Consider the following 19,003-nt stretch of genomic DNA (forward strand, 5'->3'; position numbering starts at 1 on the left):
GTCGACCGGTCCAGTTCCTCTTCGTCGCTCCCCGACCTCATCCGAGGGGGTACGTCCTTCCGTGGTGACCAGCACAAAGCGCCACAAGCCAGACCGGCGCACCTACGTTCTCGACACCAGCGTCCTGCTGGCCGACCCGAACGCCCTGAACCGCTTCGACGAGCACGAGGTCGTGCTCCCCATCGTCGTGGTGACGGAACTGGAGGCCAAAAGGCACCATCCCGAGCTCGGCTACTTCGCCCGGCAGGCCCTCCGCCTGCTCGACGAATTCCGGGTGAAGTACGGCCGCCTCGACGCCCCCATCCCGACCGGCGACCTCGGCGGCACGATCCGTGTCGAGCTCAACCACTCGGACCCCAGCGTTCTGCCGACCGGCTACCGCCTGGGGGACAACGACTCCCGCATCCTCGCGGTCGCCCGCAATCTGCAGGCCGAGGGGTACGACGTCACCGTCGTCTCGAAGGACCTCCCGCTCAGGATCAAGGCGTCCTCCGTCGGTCTCCTCGCCGAGGAGTACCGCGCGGAGCTCGCCATCACGGGCGCCTCCGGCTGGACCGGAATGTCCGAAGTGACCCTGCCCGGGGAGCAGGTGGACATCCTCTTCGAGGAGGGGCACGCGTTCGTCCCCGAGGTCGCCGACCTCCCCGTGCACACGGGCCTGACCATCCAGTCCGAGCGCGGCAAGGCGCTGGGCCGGGTGACCCCCGAGGGCAACGTCCGCCTCGTGCGCGGCGACCGGGAGGCGTTCGGCATCAAGGGCCGCAGCGCCGAGCAGCGGATCGCCCTCGACCTGCTGCTCGACCCGGACATCGGGATCGTGTCGATGGGCGGCCGGGCCGGCACCGGCAAGTCGGCCCTGGCGCTGTGCGCGGGTCTGGAGGCGGTGCTGGAGCGCCGTCAGCACCAGAAGGTGATGGTCTTCCGGCCGCTGTACGCGGTGGGCGGGCAGGAGCTGGGCTATCTGCCGGGCTCCGAGTCCGAGAAGATGAGCCCCTGGGCGCAGGCGGTCTTCGACACCCTCTCGGCGGTCACCTCCCGCGAGGTCATCGAGGAGGTCACCGCCCGCGGCATGCTGGAGGTGCTCCCGCTCACCCACATCCGCGGCCGCTCGCTGCACGACGCGTTCGTGATCGTGGACGAGGCCCAGTCCCTGGAGCGGAACGTCCTGTTGACCGTTCTGTCCCGAATCGGCGCGAATTCACGGGTGGTTCTCACCCATGACGTGGCCCAGCGGGACAATCTGCGGGTCGGCCGGTACGACGGTGTCGTCGCCGTCGTGGAGAAGCTGAAGGGACATCCGCTCTTCGCGCACGTCACGCTGACGCGGTCCGAAAGGTCCCAGATTGCCGCACTGGTGACCGAAATGCTGGAGGACGGGCAGATCTGACCGGAGTGCTCAACTTCAGGTAGCTACTAGCTGGTTGGCGCCGTCCAGCAAAAGGCCATGAGCCTAGCTGGGCGGCGCTTGGCGTGTGCGGCTTTCCTCGAATCGTCCAGCGCAAACGGCAGTGTGAGCTTTCACACGCAACCCGGAATTGCCATGCCGCGTCTGGTTACGGCAGAGTCTCATTCCTGTCAGGCCCCGCATACGGCACACCGGTACCCCCAGCGGTACGGCACAACACGAGCACCACGGTTAACTCCATAGCGTTGTCGTATGCCGCCCGAGCACCACACGGCTCTCCCCGCAAAGGAGTTGCCCACCGGGCCCGTGCCTCCCGTGACCCCGCAGTTGGGAGGACAGTGCCAGGGGCACGATTGCGTCCGCCAGGGTCACCGAAGCGGACGATGCTGGAAGGAAACCGTGTGAGCCGGATTTCGGTCCGGGGATTCGCAGTGGCCTCGGCCACCGCGGTCACCGCTGTCGGAAGCGTCGTTGGTGTTGCCTCGGGCAGCACCGCTCAGAACAACGACGCCGAGGCGACAGCAAGCGACGCGACTCTCCTCTCGGACATTCCCATGGGCCAGCAGGCCCAGGTGCAGACGGCGTCCCTGACGCAGCAGGCCGACGCGCAGTCCATCGCTGCCGACGCCGGCGCACGCAAGGACGCAGAGGAGACGGCCCGCAAGAAGGCCGCCGCGGACGCGGTCGCCAAGCAGAAGGCAGCGGAGAAGGCCGAGGCCGACCGCAAGGCCAAGGAAGCCGCCAGCCGTTCCGCGAGCCGCGATGTCACGTCCCTCGTCGGAAGCGCCACCAAGACCTTCTCCACCGCCGAGATCCAGGCGATGGCCAAGCAGGTCGTGGCCGCCGACCAGTGGACCTGCTTCAGCAACATCGTGGACCACGAGTCCAGCTGGAACTACAAGGCGGTCAACGCCTCCTCCGGCGCCTACGGTCTCTTCCAGGCACTGCCCGGCTCCAAGATGTCGTCCGTCGGTTCCGACTGGCAGACCAACCCGGCCACCCAGATCAAGTGGGGCCTCAACTACATGGACTCCCGCTACGGCAGCCCGTGCGAGGCATGGTCGTTCTGGCAGGCGAACAACTGGTACTGAGCCGCTGTTGAGCCCTCGGGACACCCGTCGGCCGCTCAACCTCCCCGAGCCCCTCACCGTCCTTTGGTGAGGGGCTCGGGCCATGTACGGTCGGACTCGGACGACTTCGGGGGGAGTGTGGGGCGGAAGAGAGACGGGGGAGAAGACGGACCATGTCGCAAGTGCCAGAGTGGCTCGGTCGGATAGGCGCCGGACTGACCGGATGGGGGCAGGAACTGGAGCGCCGTCGCGCGGAGGCCGAGGCCCGTGACGCCGACGACGACTCGATGGATTCCGGGGCCCCAGCGGACTCCGAGGCCGCCGGGAACTCCCCCGGAGCGCAGGACCAGCCGCGCGAGTACGTCCCCACGCCGCCCTCCTACGCGCCGGCCGTCATGACCCGCCCCCATCCCGCCGAGGCCGTCCCCTGGGGGATGCGGGTCGCGGCCGAGGCCGGCTGGCGGCTGCTCATCCTCGCGGGCACCCTCTGGGTCCTGATGCGGGTCATCAGCGCCGTCCAGCTGGTGGTGCTGGCGTTCGTCTCGGCGCTCCTCATCACGGCCCTGCTCCAGCCGGCGGTGGCCCGGCTGCGCCGCCACGGCGTGCCGCGGGGGCTGGCCACGGCACTCACCGCGATCCTCGGGTTCGTCATCATGGGCCTGATCGGATGGTTCGTGACCTGGCAGGTCATGGAGAACATCGACAACCTCTCCGACCAGATCCAGGACGGCATCGACGAGTTGCGCCGCTGGCTGCTCAACAGCCCCTTCCACGTCACCGAGGACCAGATCAACGACATCGCCAAGAACCTGCGCGAGGCGATCAGCAGCAACACCGAGGAGATCACCTCGGCGGGCCTGGAGGGCGTGACGGTCATCGTGGAGGCCCTGACCGGGATCCTCCTGACGATGTTCTCCACCCTCTTCCTGCTGTACGACGGCGAGAAGATCTGGAAGTGGACCCTGAAGCTGGTGCCGTCGGCGGCGCGGCCCGGGGTGGCCGGAGCGGGCCCGCGGGCCTGGCGCACCCTGACGGCCTATGTACGCGGCACGGTGATGGTGGCCCTGATCGACGCGATCTTCATCGGCCTGGGCATCTACTTCCTCAACGTCCCGATGGCGGTCCCGCTGGCCGTCTTCATCTTCCTGTTCTCCTTCATCCCGCTGGTCGGCGCCGTGGTCTCCGGCGCCCTGGCGGTGGTCGTGGCGCTGGTGACGCAGGGCGTCTTCACTGCCGTCATGACGCTGGTCGTCGTCCTGGCCGTCCAGCAGATCGAGGGGCACATCCTGCAGCCGTTCATCCTCGGCCGCGCGGTCCGCGTGCACCCGCTGGCGGTCGTCCTGGCCGTCGCGGCCGGAGGCTTGGTCGCCGGTATCGGCGGAGCGGTGGTCGCGGTTCCGCTGGCGGCGGTGACGAACACGGTCGTGGGCTATCTGCGGGCCCACTCCCACGAGTCGTCCCTCCGGTACGCGCCGCAGCCGCGGGGAGCCGCGGCGGCGGCCATGGCGCAGGGGGCGCCGCCGGCGGACGACGCGGCCGGCGGGCAGAAGTGACGTGGCCCCTGCCGTTCACCTGAGAGTCGCTTGCCGTTCTGACGGACTATCAGTGACGCTCACTCGGCGCAAGGTTGTGTGACGGACGTCACCAGCTGGTTTGTGAGTGAGTTGTGGGTCCAGTGTGAATGTCCTGTTTTGGGTCTGTGGACCATGCCTTAACTCTCCTCTTACCTTCACACCGCGATCTGGACCGGATCGCGACAGGGGTTCAGGGGGAGGTACGGGGGATGTCTCGTCATGCGCGCGTGCGCAGGAGATCCGGCCGGGTTTCCGGCAGAGTCACGGCGGCGGGCCTGAGCTTATTCCTGGCGGTGGGGCTGGTCTCGCTGGGCAGTGGCACCACGGCATCGGCCGCGCCCGGCGCGGACACGGGCGCCGCGCGGACGGAGGCCGCCACCGGCGAGGCGGGCGGGACCTCGGAGACCGCTGCCCTCGCCGAGGCGAAGCGCACGGGCAAGAAGGCCGAAGTAACGTCCCTGCGCAGCGAGACCAGCGATGTGTTCGCCACACCCGAGGGCGAACTCGAGGCACGCGAGTACCTGCGGCCGGTGCGCACCCGGGTCGACGGCAGATGGCGGGCCATCGACACCACGCTGGCCAAGGCCGACGACGGCATGGTCGCCCCACGGGTGGCCTCCACGGAACTGGCCTTCTCCGGCGGCGGTGAGGGACCGCTGGTCCGCCTGGAGCGGGCTGGACGGACACTCGAACTGGCATGGCCGGAGAAGGTGCCCGCACCGGAACTGAACGGGGACACCGCCACCTACGCCGACATCCTTCCCGACGTCGATCTGCGGCTCGCTGCGAAGCCGGACGGCTTCACCCAGCTCCTCGTGGTCAAGTCGGCCGAGGCGGCGAAGAGTTCACACCTGGCCCAACTGCGGCTGCGGCTCGCTGCCGAAGGGATGACCGTCCAGGAGACGGCCGACGGCGGGCTCGAGGCCGTCGACAAGGGCGCGGGCGGAGTGGTCTTCGAAGCGCCGACACCGGTGATGTGGGACTCCAGCCCCGGCGACTCCACCCAGCCGGCCACGTCATCCGCCAAGTCCGGGGCGTCGGCCGCATCCGGCGCGTCGGCCGCATCCGGGGCGTCGGCCAAGGCGGGCCCCGGTGAACCCGGCGCCGGAGAGTCCGGGCAGCTGGCACCCGTGGGTGTGGACGTGCCCTCCGACGGCGACGAACTCGTGCTGACACCCGACCGTGAGGTCCTGGCCGGGCCCGACACCGTGTACCCGGTCTTCATCGACCCGCAGTGGTACTCGCCGCGCACCACGGCGTGGACCATGGCCTCCAAGTACTGGGCGAGCAGCCCCCAGTGGAAGTTCAACGGGGAGTCGGACGCCGGTCTTGGCTACTGCGGCTGGAACTACTGCAAGCCCTACGACACCAAGCGGCTCTTCTACCAGATCCCGACCTCGCGGTTCGCGGGCAAGTCGATCCTCTCCGCCGAGTTCGTCGTGCGCGAGACCCACGCGGCCTCGTGCGAGGCCCGCGAGGTCCAGCTCTGGCGCACCAAGGGCATCAACTCCTCGACCACCTGGAACTCGCAGAACGCCTCCGGGTTCTGGGTCGACCACATTCAGAGCCGCAGCTTCGCCCACGGCTACGACGGCTGCGCTGCCGCCGACGCCGAGTTCAACGTCAAGGGCGTGGTGGCGCAGGCCGCGTCGCAGAAGTGGTCCGCCATCACCTTCGGCCTGCGGGCCACCAGCGAGACCGACCCGTACACGTGGAAGCGGTTCTCGGACGCGGCGTACCTGCGGGTGAACTACAACCGGCCGCCCGCCCAGATCAGGATGTCGCAGCTGACCCAGGACCCGGGTGGGGCGTGCGCCAAGCCGGGTGCGGCCAAGCGGGTGCGCATGCTGCCGAAGGTGCGCGCCAACGACGTGACCGACCCCGACAAGGACCGGGTGCGCGTGCAGTTCCAGGCCTCCTGGGACTCCGGCGACGGCAAGGGCTTCACGGCGCGCTGGACCTCGTCCCCGTCGACGTACAAGGCCTCCGGCTCGGACTTCTCGATCTCGCTGCCCGGCAGCATCCCCAAGAACAGGACGATCGGCTGGCACGCGCGCTCCAACGACAGCGCCCAGTGGTCGCCCTGGTCCTGGGTGGGCTCCGCGACCAGCTGCAACACGGTCTACGACACCTCGGTCCCCGCCGGCCCGTCCGTCACCTCGGGCCAGTACCCGCCCTCCGACGCCGAGGACCCCGAGGACCCGTGGTGGGACGGGGTGGGCCGGTACGGCACCTTCACCATCGACTCGACCTCGTCGGACGTCACCAAGTACTGGTTCGGCGTCAACGGCGACCCCACGAGCAAGCAGACCCTGACCACGTCCGGCGGCGGCGCCAAGACCATGAAGTTCATGCCGACCAGACCCGGCGTCAACTTCGTCACCGCGCAGGCCTTCGACGCCGCGGGCAACGCCAGTGAGATCCGCACCTACCAGTTCCGGGTACGCGCCGGACAGCCCGACCGGCTGAGCTGGGGCCTCGACGAGGGCGCCGGCGCGCAGAGCGTGCGGGGCGAGGGCGGCGAGTGGCCGGCCGACCTGGCCGGCGGCCTCAAGCCCGGAGACGAGGGAGTCACCGGCCGCGGTCTGGAACTCGACGGCGTCGACGACTACGCGGCCACCGCCTCCCCGGTGCTGAACACGGGCAAGAGCTTCTCGGTGTCGGTGTGGGCCAAGCTCCCCGCCCAGGCGCCCACCACGTCGACGGTCGCCGTCGCCCAGGCGGGCCGCAACACCAGCGGCTTCGAGATCTACTACTCGTCGGCGCTCGGCGGCTGGGTGTTCCTGCGCCACGGCGCCGACGCGGCGGGCACCACCGCGGCCCGAGCGGTCCAGCCCGCCTGCCCCTCCGGGGACACCGCCTGCACGGCCGCCCGGTTCGGCACCTGGACCCACCTGGTCGGCGTGTTCGACAACACCGACCAGCAGATACGGCTCTACGTCAACGGCAAGCAGGTCGCCTCGGCGGACTTCACGACGCCCTGGGACGCACGTGGCAGGACGCTCCTCGGTGCCGCCTCGCACTACGGGGAGCCGGACAATCACTTCGCCGGCGGACTGGACGAGGTCCAGCTCTTCGACTACCAGCTGGGCGGCGCGCAGATCGGCAAGCTGTACGCCAAGGAACCGGTGGACACCATCCGTCCCGCGAAGCTGGTGTTCCCGCTCGACGAGGAGGCCACCGACGTCGAACTGACCGGCCGCGCCCAGCGCGTGGACGCCGTACTCAAGGGCGGGGCCACGACCGGCGCGACCGGCGTCGACGGCAAGGCACTCGAACTCGACGGCGTCGACGACCACGCCACCACGGGCCGGCCCGCACTCGACACCTACCAGAGCTTCGCCGTTTCCGCGTGGGCCAGGCTGCCCAAGGACAAGCCCAACCGGCCGATGGTCGTCGCCCACCAGACCGGCGCCGTCAACCGTGGCTTCGAGCTGTACCACACGACCACGGGCTGGGTCTTCCAGCGGGCCACCGCCGACACCGCCGACGCGGGCCTCGTGCGCGCCCTGGAGAACCAGACCACCGACCCCAAGTGCCCCCTCGCCGCCCTCGGCGAATGGGCCCACGTCGTCGGCGTGTACGACGCGGACGCGCAGGTGACCAGGCTGTACGTCAACGGCTGCCTGAAGGCCACCCAGGCCTTCACCACCCCCTGGGCGGCCCACGGCGCCCTCACCCTGGGCGCCTCCGGCTACCCCGGCGGCACCAGCAACTTCTTCAAGGGGTCCCTGGACGACATCCGGCTCTACGACCGGACCGTCTCCGACGACGAGGTGCGCCAGCTGTTCAAGCAGCGCCCGCTGGTCAAGGGACGCTGGCTGCTGGACCAGTCCACCGGAACCCCGGCCACCTCGCCGAACGCCGCGGGCACCGGCCACGGTCTGACCCTGGGCGGAGGCGCGGCCATCGGCAGCGGCTGGGTGGACGACGGCGCGCTCGTCCTCGACGGCGTCGACGACCACGCCGCCACCACCGGCGTCCCCTTCGACACCGGAGCCAGCTACACCGTGACCGCCTGGGCCCAGGCCGCGGCCACCCCCGACGGACCGGCCACGGTGATCAGCGCCGAGGGCGCCAAACAGAGCGCCTTCGCCGTGCGCTACGTTCCGCCCGCCGCCGGACAGGGCACCCTCGGCCGCTGGCAGATCGCGCTGCCGGACACGGACTCCGCCGAGGCGAACGTCGTGACCGCCGTCAACCAGTCCTTCTACGACGCCGCCGAGTGGAACCACCTGGCCCTCGTCTACGACGGCTTCGCCGACACGGTCCGTCTCTACGTCAACGGCCAGCTCGAACAGATCGCTTGCCAGGACAGCGACGACGACGGCACGCCCGACGACACGAAGTGCGGCGAACGGGTCTCGTGGGCCTACAACACGGCCGCGTTCACGACGACCAAGTCGCTCCAGATCGGACGGACCAGGACCGGTACCACCACCGGCGAGTACTGGCCCGGCGGCATCGACGACGTCTGGACCTTCCAGGGCGCCCTGGACGAGGCACAGATCGCGATGCTCGCGGGCGGCTGGTCCGGCCTGCCCACCGAAGTACCCGGCGGGATCTGACCCTCACGGGCGGCGGGACGGCAGCACCACCGGCCGTCCCGCCGCCCCACGCACCTCGACGCACGCACGTCGACGCACGCACCTGACACCCGACTTCCGCGGCCGACCCATGCCCCGTGCTGCTCACGGCCGCGCAACCCCGAGGGATGACAAGGGATGAACGGCAAGGGAAGACCGCGCGCCTGGGCCGCGGCGCTCTGCCGGCGCACGGCGCTGGCGCTGTCCGCCGTCATGGTGGGCACTCTCGTCCAGGCGGCCGCCTCACCCGCGACGGCCGCCGGCGGGAAACTGCCCGGACCGCCGGCGTCGGAGAAACCGGTCGCCGGCCACAACGGCAAGGTGAAGGCCCGCACGCTGGAGGACGCCCCCCGGCTGCCCAAGAAGGCCCCGAAGGCCACATGGCCGAAGCCCGGCACGGCGGTGGTGAACGTCCCCGGGACGCGGGGGCCCGGCGCCCCGGCGGGCGACCTGCCCGTCGAACTGCTCGCGCCGAAGACCAACGGCTCGAAGACCACGGCCAAGGCCACGGCCAAGGCCACGGCCAAGGCCACGGCCCGTGGGAACACCGCCGCCGAGGTGCGCCTGCACACCCGTAAGGCAGCCCAACGCGCCGGCGTGGACGGTCTGTTGTTCACCGTCGCCCCCAAGGCCGGGCAGCGGAGCGGCGACAAGGTCGGCCTGCGCCTCGACTACGCGGGCTTCGCCCAGGCCTACGGCGGCTCCTACGCCTCCCGGCTGCGCCTGGTCGAACTCCCCGCGTGCGCGCTGACCACACCCGCCAAGTCCGCGTGCCGTACGGGAAAGCCGGTGGCCACCGACAACGACGCCGAGGACCGGACCCTCACCGCCGACGCGGTCACCCTGCGCCCGTCCGGAGTCACGGTCCTCGCGGCGACCGCCGGAGCCGAGAGTCCGGCCGGCGACTACAAGGCGAGCCCGCTGTCGCCGTCCGCGACCTGGAGCACCAACCTCAACACCGGTGACTTCTCGTGGTCGTACGCCATGGCCGTCCCCCAGGTCGCGGGCGGGCTGACGCCCAAGCTGGGGCTCGACTACGACTCCGCGCTGCTCGACGGCCGTACCGGAAACACCAACAACCAGTCGTCCTGGGCCGGTGACGGCTTCGAGATCTGGCCCGGCTTCATCGAGCGTTCCTACAAGCCGTGTGCGGACGACGGCGTGAAGAACGCCGACGGCAACAAGCCCGGCGACCTGTGCTGGGGCTACGACAACGCGACCATCTCGTTCAACGGCAAGGCCGGCGAGCTCGTGTCCGCGGGCGGGGACGAGTTCCGGCTCCGCAACGACGACGGCACCAAGATCACGCGGCTGACCGGCGCCGACCGCGCCAACGGCGACGACGGCAACGAGTACTGGCGCGTCACCACACCCGACGGCACCCGCTACTACTTCGGCTACCACCGGCTGCCCGGCTGGGCCTCCGGCAAGGAGACCACCGACTCCACCTGGACCGTGCCCGTCTTCGGCGACGACTCGGGCGAGCCCTGCCACGCCTCCGCGTTCAAGGACTCATGGTGCCAGCAGGCCTGGCGCTGGAACCTCGACTACGTCGTCGACCCGCACGGCAACGCGATCGCGTACTACTACGACAAGGAGACCAACTCCTACGGCCGCAACCTGGAGAAGGCCGACGACACCCCGTACGTGCGCGGCGGCTTCCTCGACCGCGCCGAGTACGGCCTGAAGTCCGCCGACCTGTACGCCAAGCCCGGTGCCAAGGTCGACTTCACCTCCGCCGAGCGCTGCCTGCCGCAGGACGGCGTGACCTGCAAGGCGGACACGATCGACGACAAGTCGTACTACTGGTACGACACGCCCTGGGACATGAACTGCAAGGCGGGCACGGACTGCGACAAGGGCCGGTTCGCGCCGACCTTCTGGACCCGTCAGCGGCTGACGCAGATCACCACCCAGCTGCAGAAGCCCGACGGCTCCTTCGCCGACGTGGACACCTGGAAGCTCACTCACCGCTGGGGCACCGCCGACGTCGACTACCAGCTCCTGCTCGCCTCGGTGCAGCGCACCGGACACACCGCGTCGCCCGCGCTGACCCTGCCGAAGACCACGTTCGCGTACACCCAGCTGGCCAACCGGCTCGACAAGACCGGTGACGGGTTCGCGCCCTTCATCAAGGAGCGGCTGTCCACCGTCGCCGACGAGGCGGGCGGCCAGATCGACGTGGACTACTCGGGCGCGGCCTGCTCCTGGGACGCCCTGCCGACACCGGAGACCAACACCACCCGCTGCTTCCCCCAGTTCATCGGCGGCAGCACCACGGACGACCCGACCCGGCAGTGGTTCAACAAGTACGTGGTGGACTCCGTCACCTCCACCGACCGCACCGGCGGTTCTCCCGACCAGGTGACGCGCTACGGCTACCTCGGCGGCGCCGCCTGGCACTACGACGATGACGACGGGCTGACCAAGGAGAAGTTCAAGACCTGGTCGCAGTGGCGCGGCTACGGCCATGTCCGGGTGCAGACCGGCGGCCAGGCCGGGATGAAGACACAGGAGGAGCAGTACTTCCTGCGCGGCATGCACGGCGACCGCCTGAACGGCTCCGGCGGCACGAAGACCGTCTCGGTCGCCCTCGGCGACGGCGAGGGCGACCCCCTCACGGACCGTGAGTCGCTCGCCGGGTTCCCGTACAGGACGGTGAGCTTCTCCGAGCCCGGCGGGAAGGTCCTCTCCAAGTCGGTGGTCCGGCCCTGGACCCACGAGACGGCCAAACGCACCCGTTCCTGGGGCACGATCACCGCGAACCTCACGGGCAAGGCCGACTCCCGCAGCTTCACCTCGCTGGACGACGGTGCGGGCGCCAAGTGGCGCGAGACCCGGTCCACCGCCACGTACGACACGGTGGCGGGGCGGCCTCGCGAGGTCGACGACCAGGGCGACACCTCCACGGCCACCGACAACCGGTGCGTGCGCACGACCTACGCCGACAACGCGGACGCGAACATCCTGGACCTGCCGGCCCGCGTCGAGACCCTCGCCGTCGGCTGCGGCGCCACGCCCGACCGCACCAAGGACGTCATCTCCGACGTCCACACCGCCTACGACGCCGCCACGTACGGGGCCACCCCCACCAAGGGCGACGTCACCGCGGTGGCCACGCTGAAGACGCCGGGCGCCACCCAGGGCACCTATCTGGAGTCGGGTACGACCGTCGACTCCTACGGTCGGGAGCTGACCTCGACCGATCTCAAAGCGAACGTGGTCTTCGACGCCCAGGGCAAGCTGGTCTCCCGTACCGCCCGCGGCGACGGCCGGACCACCACGACGCAGTACTCGCCCACCAGCGGGCCCGTGCAGCAGATCACCGTCACCGACCCGCCCTCGACCGCGGGTGACGCCTCCACGGCGACGGTGACCAAGAGCTTCCTCGACCCGCTGCGCGGCCAGCCCACCTACGAGCTGGACACCAACGACAATCGCACCGAGTACGCCTACGACGCGCTCGGCCGCACCGCCAAGGTGTGGCTGCCCAACCGGTCCGCCGCCTCCCACCAGACCCCCAACTACCAGTTCGACTACACCTTCGAAGAGGGCAAGCCGGTCTCGGTCGCGACCAGGACGCTCGGTAAGAACGCGGCCCAGCTGACCTCGTACACCCTCTACGACGGCTTCCTGCGCAAGCGTCAGACCCAGGCGCCCGGCCCCGACGGCGGCCGGCTGATCGACGACGTGTTCTACGACGAACGGGGCCTGGTCCAGAAGACGTTCGCCACCTACTACAACACCGGCGCGCCCTCCGGCACCCTGCTGAAGCCGGACGACGCGCTGAAGGTGGAGACGCAGACCTGGAACAGGTTCGACGGCCTGGGCCGTACCGTCGAGTCCAAGCAGGTGGCCGGAAACGGCGACGGCGGCGCCGTCCTCGCCACCACCCGCACCATCTACGGCGGCGACCGGGTCACCGAGATCCCGCCGGCCGGCGGCACGACGACCACCAGGCTCTTCGACGCGGCCGGCCAGGTCACCGAACTGCGCCAGCACCAGGGCCGGACCGCCGACTCGGGCTACGACACCACCCGCTACGGCTACGACCGGGCCGGGCAGCTCTCCACGGTCACCGACCCCTCGGGCAACAAGTGGACGTACGACTACGACCAGCTCGGACGCGTCGCCACGACGACGGACCCCGACAAGGGCACGACGACCCGGGCGTACGACGACCGCAGCCAGCTGCTGTCGACCACCGACGCCCGCAAGGCGAAGAACAAGCTGTTCTACGGCTACGACGACATCGGGCGCCGCACCACCGTCCGCGAGGGCTCGGCGACCGGCCCCAAGCTCGTCGAGTGGTCGTACGACAAGGTGGACGGGGCGAAGGGGCAGCTGTCCTCCAGCACCCGCTACGTGGGAGGCGCCGCCTACACCACCGAGGTCCTCGCCTACGACCCGCTGTACCGGGCGACCCGGACCACCACGACCGTCCCCGGGAGCGAGAAGGAACTCGGCGGCACCTACCAGTTCAGCACCGCCTACAACATCGACGGAACGGTACGCAGCGTCGGCCTCCCGGCGGCCGGCTCCCTGCCGGGCGGCGGCGTCACCTACACCTACGACGACATCCTGCGGCCCACCGAGATCAACGGCAGCCAGGGCCTGAAGGCGGTCACCGGCTACAGCCTGACCGGCAAGCCCCAGCAAGTGAAACTGTCCAACGGCAGCACGGGAAAGATCACCCAGGTCACCAACACCTACGAGTGGGGCACCCAGCGGCTGCACAACAGCCGGGTCGACCGGCAGGACGTGGCCGGGGTCGACCGGTCCGCGACCTACACCTACGACGAGATCGGCAACGTCCGCGCCGTCTCCGACGTCTCGCGCTCCGGCACCGACACCCAGTGCTTCGGCTACGACCACCTGCGCCGCACGACCGAGGCCTGGACCCAGTCGGCCGAGAGCTGCGCGGACAAGCCCTCGTCGGGCGTGGTCGGGGGACCGGCCCCGTACTGGGAGTCGTTCACCTACGACAAGGCGGGCAGCCGCCGCACCCAGGTCCGGCACGACCCCGCCGGTGACAGCGCCAAGGACGTCACCCGCACCTACGACCACCCGGACGCCGGGGCGGCCCAGCCCCACACCCTGACCGGGGTCAAGGACGACAAGGGCGGCACCAGCTCCTACGGCTACGACGAGGTCGGCAACACCGTCCGGCGCACCGTCGACGGCGTCACCCAGACCCTCGACTGGGATGCCGAGGGGCATCTATCGCAGGTCACGGACACGGCGGGCAAGAGCACGTCGTACGTCTACGACCCCGACGGACAGCGGCTGATCAAGCGGACCGACACGGAGACGACCCTCTACCTCGGCCCCACCGAGATCACCCTCACCAAGGGCTCCACCAAGCCGAAGGCCACCCGCTACATCGACCTGGGCGGCGGCAACCAGGCGGTCCAGAGCGACGACGGAAAGGTCACCTTCACCCTCGGCGACCACCACGGCACCGGCGAACTCGCCGTGGACTCCGCCACCCTGGCGCTCACCCAGCGGCGCAGCACCCCCTTCGGCGAGGAGCGCGGCACGAAGCCGGCGAACTGGCCGGGCACCAGGGGCTTCGTCGGCGGCACGAACGACGAGTCGACGGGTCTGGTCCACCTGGGGGCACGGGAGTACGACCCCGCCACGGGCCGCTTCATCAGCCTCGACCCGGTCCTCGACCTCGCCGACCCGCAGCAGCTGCACGGCTACCTCTACGCCAACAACAGCCCGGCGACCTTCTCCGACCCCTCAGGGCTGCTCTGGGGCTGGATCGACGACCTGATCGACCTGGCCAAGTCGGCGAAGAAGAAGTCCAAGAGCGCCGCGAAGGGCTTCTGGCACGGGACGGTCGACAGCTACTCGAAGATCTCCGAGGGCACCTACCGGCTCCTCGGGGAGAACGAGAAGGCCGACACGATCAAGCGGGACCGCGAGGGCAAGGGCCTGATCAGCGTCACTGAAACCCTCAAGGACGTCGCCGGGGAACCCGAGAACACCCTCGCCTACAAGATCAGCTACGCGATCGCCGAATTCCTGGCGCCCTTCATGCCCGGCGCCGGCAATGCCGCTGCCGGTCTGCCCAAGGCGACCACCAAGGTCGGCAAGCTCTTCAAGCTGATCAGATCCCTGATCATCAAGACGGAGACGAAGGGCGCGAAGAAGGCCGAAGCGAACGTGCCGGCGGCGGTGACGCCGAGGGCCGGAGCGGCTTTCCCGCACATCGACGTGAAGCCGCGGGCCGTCGTCACTCCCCGTCGGGTCTTTCGCGGTGACGACAGGCACCCGAGCGTGGTGTTCTCCGAAGGTTTCCACTCCAAGGGGGCGAACACGGATATTCAGGACTACGGGCGGAACAACACGCCCTCCGCCTGGGTGGGAACCAGTGACCGGGAGGCGCTCGCCGCCATGTTCCCCCAGCATGCGAAGGGAAAGACATGGGTGTACGAGATCGCGCATCCCGGCACGGGTATCAGCGTCAACAAGGCGTTGCCCTGGGACTATGTCTTCCGCGCCGAAAGGGAGATCGTGTTCCCGAACGGAATCGACGCCTCGAGTATCGTGCGGGCGCGGCGGTGGGAGTGGGCACAACCTACGGGCGAAGTGATCGAGAATCCGGGATTCAGGCCACATGGATGACACACATGGATAAGACACTTGTCTCCGCGCGGACGCCGAGCGGATTCGAGGACTGGATCGTCCACAGTTCCGACGAGGAACCGTGGGTGGTTGTCGCGGAGTCGGCTGACGGGCGCTCGTTCGAGGGGCGGGGCCAAGACCTCTTCCGCGCGCTCCAGCAGGTGTGCGGTCAACTCGAAACCGAAGGGGTGCGGTTGTGCTGCAACGGCGCGCGGGTGAACGCACGCCCGTCACCGGCTGCCAGCGGGGCGGGGGGCGGAATGGTGTACCTGCTTCCCGCTCTCAGGAACCCGACGATGCGTGATCTGGTTCCGCTGCTCTCCCCGGCCCCCTGTGAGCGGGTCGGGACGGTCGAGGAGCAGGAGGAGTTCTGGCGGCGTAGGCAGGCTCGCTCCTGGCAGGCGGCGCTGAGGCAGGTCAATCCCCTCACGATGGTCGGACGGCGGGCAGGGAGGTTCCTCGGAATTCCACGCTGGCGCGCGGACGTCGATGGTGACGTGACGCGCTGGAGAAGAGTGGGTTGCTGAGGAACTGGACCGAGGGGGTGTCATGGAATATCCGGACCTGTCGCTGTATGCCTACTCCGACTACCCGGTCCCCATGAGCTGTGTGGCATGGCTGGGGCGGAAGGCGGGACTCAAGGAGCGCTGGGAAGGCCACTGATGGAGGGCTTTCCCGAACGTCTGGAGAAAGGCGCGGAGCGTGTCGCCGTGCTGTCGCTCGGTGAACACGACTGCGAGTTGTGTCCGGCGGATTCCAGGTTCGCGGGAAACGGCGAATACCGTTTCTACGTTCCCGACGGGGCGGTGTACGCGGCACCCCAGATGATCTTCCACTACATGAGGGACCACGGATACCGGCCGCCGGTCGAGTTCCAGAGGGGGCTGCTGGACGAATCCCCCTTGACGTGGGACTGGCGGGCGGAGCGCCTCTCAGGTGCGCTCCTCGACGTTTCCGCGGACATCGACCACCGCTTCGGCGCGGTCGTCGACCTCGCGTGGTGGAAGTGCCCGGAGAGCCTGGAAGCACTCGAACTCGCCGCACTCGACGATGTGCTGGTCGACGTGGGGGCCGAGGATGTCGGATGGTCCCTCGGCGAGGTCCTGCGGGAACGGCCGGACCTCGGGCTCGGTGTTCCCAGGGAAGAACTCCCACCCGACGTGCTGGCGGGGATGGACACGGTGCTCGGCGGGCGGACCGGATGATCCAGGGCGCTTCCTTGGCCGTACTGGAGCTCGAACGGCTGGACTGGTCCGGGTACCGGTGCGGCTGTGGCGAGTCCGCCGAGCACCTGAAGGAGACGTTCCGTGGACTGCTGGCCGATCCGCCCGAGGGCGAGGTGCCGGGTCGGCACCTGGAGAACCATCTCGAGGTGTCGGGACTGCTGTTCCAGGCAGCCCCGGAAGCCGTGCCCGTGATCCTCGCCGCTCTGGCCGGGGAGCTGCCGTCCCGCACACGGGGCTACCTGCTGTCCGTTCTGGAGACGATGGTCGCCGGGGAGTCGCACCGGTCGGAGGTCGAGGCGGGACGCCCAGGCCTCGGTGACGCGTGCCTGGAACGGGCGAGAGCCGGGCTCTGGCTGTACTACCGGGAAGCGGTGTACGGCGAGACGGAGACCGCACTGGGCATCCTGGAGTTCGTGGAGGACGACGCGGAGAGGCTTGAGCACTTCCGGCGGGCCGTACGACCTCGGCTGGAGAAGCAGCGCCGGCGGGGGCGGCCGACGGTGTAGCGGCGGCGCATGAGATCGGGGCCCGCGGCCATACGCTCCCATGAGCGGACGGCCACGGGCCCCGACGCGTGTTCCGTGCGCTGCTCGCCCAACACGGCTACTCGCCCAACACCGCCTCGGCCTCCAGCGTCACCCCTACCGCCTGGACGACCGACGCGATCCTGACGGCCTCCTGGATGGTCTCGCGGTCGACACCGGCCCCGCGGAGCGCCCGCTCGTGGGAGTCGAGGCACACGCCGCAGCCGTTGACGGCGGAGACGGCGAGGGACCACAGCTCGAAGTCGACCCGCTCGACACCGGGGTCGCCGAGGACGTTCATGCGCAGCCCCGCCCGCAGCGTCCCGTACGCGGGGTCGGACAGCAGATGACGGGTGCGGTGGAAGACGTTGCTCAGCGTCGTCATCGCGGCGGCGGACCTGGCCGCCGTGTACGCCTCCGGTGACAGGTGCGCCCTGGCCTCCGGCGCCAGCTCACGCAGCACGATCGGCGAGCGCGAGGCGATCGCCGTCGCCAGCACCGTGCCCCACAGCCGCTGGGCCGTGAGCCCGGACCCGGCGATGACCGATTCCAGGTTCAGACTCAGGTCCTTGGCGTAGTCCGGCAGCGAGGACTTGAGGGAGTCGAGCGACATGTCGGATCACCATCCGGTCAGCGGTTCATGCGGTGGGGACCGACACACGAACCGTCCCGCAATCGGTCAAATGAGCACCCGAACAAAGATTTTTGGGTGCCGTGCGCTTCATCTTCCGTCAGGTAACGGCAGGTAGCGAGACCGCCGCCGCGTGGCGCTCCCCGGCTGCTAGACCTACCCCCCTCGGAGTTACACGTCAGGCGTGTGTGCGACAGGCGACAGGTCGAACAGGTCGAACAGGTCAAGGGGAGTGATGGCGGACCGTCGGATTTCCCTCGACCGGGCCGGGTACGGCCTGCTGTCACGGACCCTCGCGGAGTGCGGACGGGACGTGGCCACCGGGGAACTCCGGGTGTCCGGGAAACCCGGTGGCGCCTTCCACCTCCGCGGTGGGCTCGTCGTCGCCGTCGAGAGCCCGGGCGCGCCCGGCCCCGAGGCGCTGCTGCTGCGTTCGGGGCGGATCAGCGGCGAGCAGTGGGACGGGCTGCTGCGCGAGCCGGGGGCCGGGCGCTGGCCGGAGGCGGGACTGGTCGCGCACGGCTACGCCGGCGCCGCACAGCTGCGGGTCGTCCGCATGATGGCGTTGCAGGACGCGGTGTTCGCGGTCGTCGCGGGCCGCGTGGACGGCGTCGAACCCCTCGCCGAGCCCTCCGGCTCCGGACCGGTCGCGCCGGTCGCCGTCGGTGAGAGTCCGCTGCGGCTGCTCCAGGAAGCGACCCGCAAGCTCATCGCCCTCGCCGCGCTGCCCTGCCCGGTCCTGCCCGACCGCGAACGGCCCCTCCCGGCGCCCCGAGCCGACGCGGAGGACCCTCGACTGCCGCCCGCCCGGCGGGAGATCCTCGCCCACGCCGACGGCCGCCGCACCGCCCGCGACCTCGCCTTCACCACCGGCCGTGGTGTCTACCCCGTCACCGTCGAACTCGCCCGCATGCTCGCCGAGGGCCTCCTGCACTGCGAGGACACCCCGCCAACGGCTCTGCCGTTCCAGGTCCGCACCCCGCTGACGGGCGCCCTGATCCCCGTACGCCAGAACGCCCCCACGGAGACGGAGACATCCCCGCGCCCCGAGACAGTCACCAACCCCAAGGCACTCACACCCCGCGACGCACCCACCGCACCCCCGGCAGTCGTACAGCTCCACAAACCCAGCAAGCTTCCCCGGCGCGAGCCGGGGGCCAGTGGCATCAACGAGACTCTCGCCGCGACCAAGAGCGGGGCGGCGAGCTGGAAAGGGTTCTTCCGTCTGCGGCACCGCATCTGGACCCCGGACTCCGGCACCTGACGGACACGGACACGGGCACGGACACGGCTCCGCACACGGAAGACACGGAGAACCACGAACATCACGCACACCACGAACACCACGAACACG

10 protein-coding genes are annotated in these 19,003 nt (G+C 69.9%); 9 read left to right on the plus strand and 1 reads right to left on the minus strand.

Annotation, left to right across the window (positions count from 1 at the left end; all coding sequences use genetic code 11):
* Positions 1–61 precede the first annotated feature (61 nt).
* The 8 genes from AB0959_RS00870 to AB0959_RS00905 all read left to right on the plus strand — a co-directional run bounded on the left by AB0959_RS00870 (position 62) and on the right by AB0959_RS00905 (position 17,000).
* Positions 62–1,387, plus strand: a complete 1,326-nt coding sequence (locus tag AB0959_RS00870; RefSeq protein WP_366824053.1) for a PhoH family protein — start codon at positions 62–64, stop codon at positions 1,385–1,387.
* Positions 1,388–1,788: 401 nt separating this feature from the next.
* Positions 1,789–2,496 (plus strand): transglycosylase SLT domain-containing protein, encoded by a 708-nt coding sequence (locus AB0959_RS00875; protein WP_366824054.1) that lies wholly within the window; start codon positions 1,789–1,791, stop codon positions 2,494–2,496.
* A 152-nt stretch (positions 2,497–2,648) separates the two neighbouring features.
* A complete protein-coding gene (locus AB0959_RS00880) occupies positions 2,649–4,028 on the plus strand; it encodes an AI-2E family transporter (protein ID WP_366824055.1) in 1,380 nt (459 codons plus the stop codon).
* Between the two features lie 248 nt (positions 4,029–4,276).
* On the plus strand, positions 4,277–8,617 hold the full coding sequence (locus AB0959_RS00885) for a LamG domain-containing protein (RefSeq protein WP_366824056.1): 4,341 nt from the start codon (positions 4,277–4,279) through the stop codon (positions 8,615–8,617).
* A 156-nt stretch (positions 8,618–8,773) separates the two neighbouring features.
* Positions 8,774–15,268 carry an RHS repeat-associated core domain-containing protein gene (locus AB0959_RS00890; protein WP_366824057.1) on the plus strand — a complete coding sequence of 2,165 codons (6,495 nt, stop codon included), beginning with the start codon at positions 8,774–8,776 and terminating at the stop codon, positions 15,266–15,268.
* 5 nt (positions 15,269–15,273) lie between these two features.
* Entirely contained in the window at positions 15,274–15,795 is a 522-nt protein-coding gene (locus AB0959_RS00895; protein WP_366824058.1) for a hypothetical protein, read from the plus strand.
* A gap of 135 nt (positions 15,796–15,930) precedes the next feature.
* Entirely contained in the window at positions 15,931–16,473 is a 543-nt protein-coding gene (locus AB0959_RS00900) for a hypothetical protein (protein WP_366824059.1), read from the plus strand.
* Positions 16,474–16,487: 14 nt separating this feature from the next.
* Entirely contained in the window at positions 16,488–17,000 is a 513-nt protein-coding gene (locus tag AB0959_RS00905) for a hypothetical protein (protein WP_366824060.1), read from the plus strand.
* A 97-nt stretch (positions 17,001–17,097) separates the two neighbouring features.
* Here the strand turns inward: AB0959_RS00905 and AB0959_RS00910 are convergent, their stop codons facing one another.
* Positions 17,098–17,631 carry an alkyl hydroperoxide reductase gene (locus tag AB0959_RS00910; protein WP_366824061.1) on the minus strand — a complete coding sequence of 178 codons (534 nt, stop codon included), beginning with the start codon at positions 17,629–17,631 and terminating at the stop codon, positions 17,098–17,100.
* 253 nt (positions 17,632–17,884) lie between these two features.
* Between AB0959_RS00910 and AB0959_RS00915 the strand changes: the two genes are divergently transcribed.
* Positions 17,885–18,913, plus strand: a complete 1,029-nt coding sequence (locus AB0959_RS00915; protein WP_366824062.1) for a MarR family transcriptional regulator — start codon at positions 17,885–17,887, stop codon at positions 18,911–18,913.
* Positions 18,914–19,003: the final 90 nt, after the last annotated feature.

This window comes from Streptomyces sp. NPDC046862 (genome assembly GCF_040704615.1).
GTDB lineage: Bacteria > Actinomycetota > Actinomycetes > Streptomycetales > Streptomycetaceae > Streptomyces.

Excerpts from the sequence above, each read along its gene's own strand:
- AB0959_RS00875 (WP_366824054.1), top strand. The coding sequence starts at position 1,789 with ATGCTGGAAGGAAACCGTGTGAGCCGGATTTCGGTCCGGGGATTCGCA.
- AB0959_RS00880 (WP_366824055.1), top strand. The coding sequence starts at position 2,649 with ATGTCGCAAGTGCCAGAGTGGCTCGGTCGGATAGGCGCCGGACTGACC.
- AB0959_RS00890 (WP_366824057.1), top strand. The coding sequence starts at position 8,774 with ATGAACGGCAAGGGAAGACCGCGCGCCTGGGCCGCGGCGCTCTGCCGG.
- AB0959_RS00895 (WP_366824058.1), top strand. The coding sequence starts at position 15,274 with ATGGATAAGACACTTGTCTCCGCGCGGACGCCGAGCGGATTCGAGGAC.
- AB0959_RS00900 (WP_366824059.1), top strand. The coding sequence starts at position 15,931 with ATGGAGGGCTTTCCCGAACGTCTGGAGAAAGGCGCGGAGCGTGTCGCC.
- AB0959_RS00910 (WP_366824061.1), bottom strand. The coding sequence starts at position 17,631 with ATGTCGCTCGACTCCCTCAAGTCCTCGCTGCCGGACTACGCCAAGGAC.
- AB0959_RS00915 (WP_366824062.1), top strand. The coding sequence starts at position 17,885 with ATGGCGGACCGTCGGATTTCCCTCGACCGGGCCGGGTACGGCCTGCTG.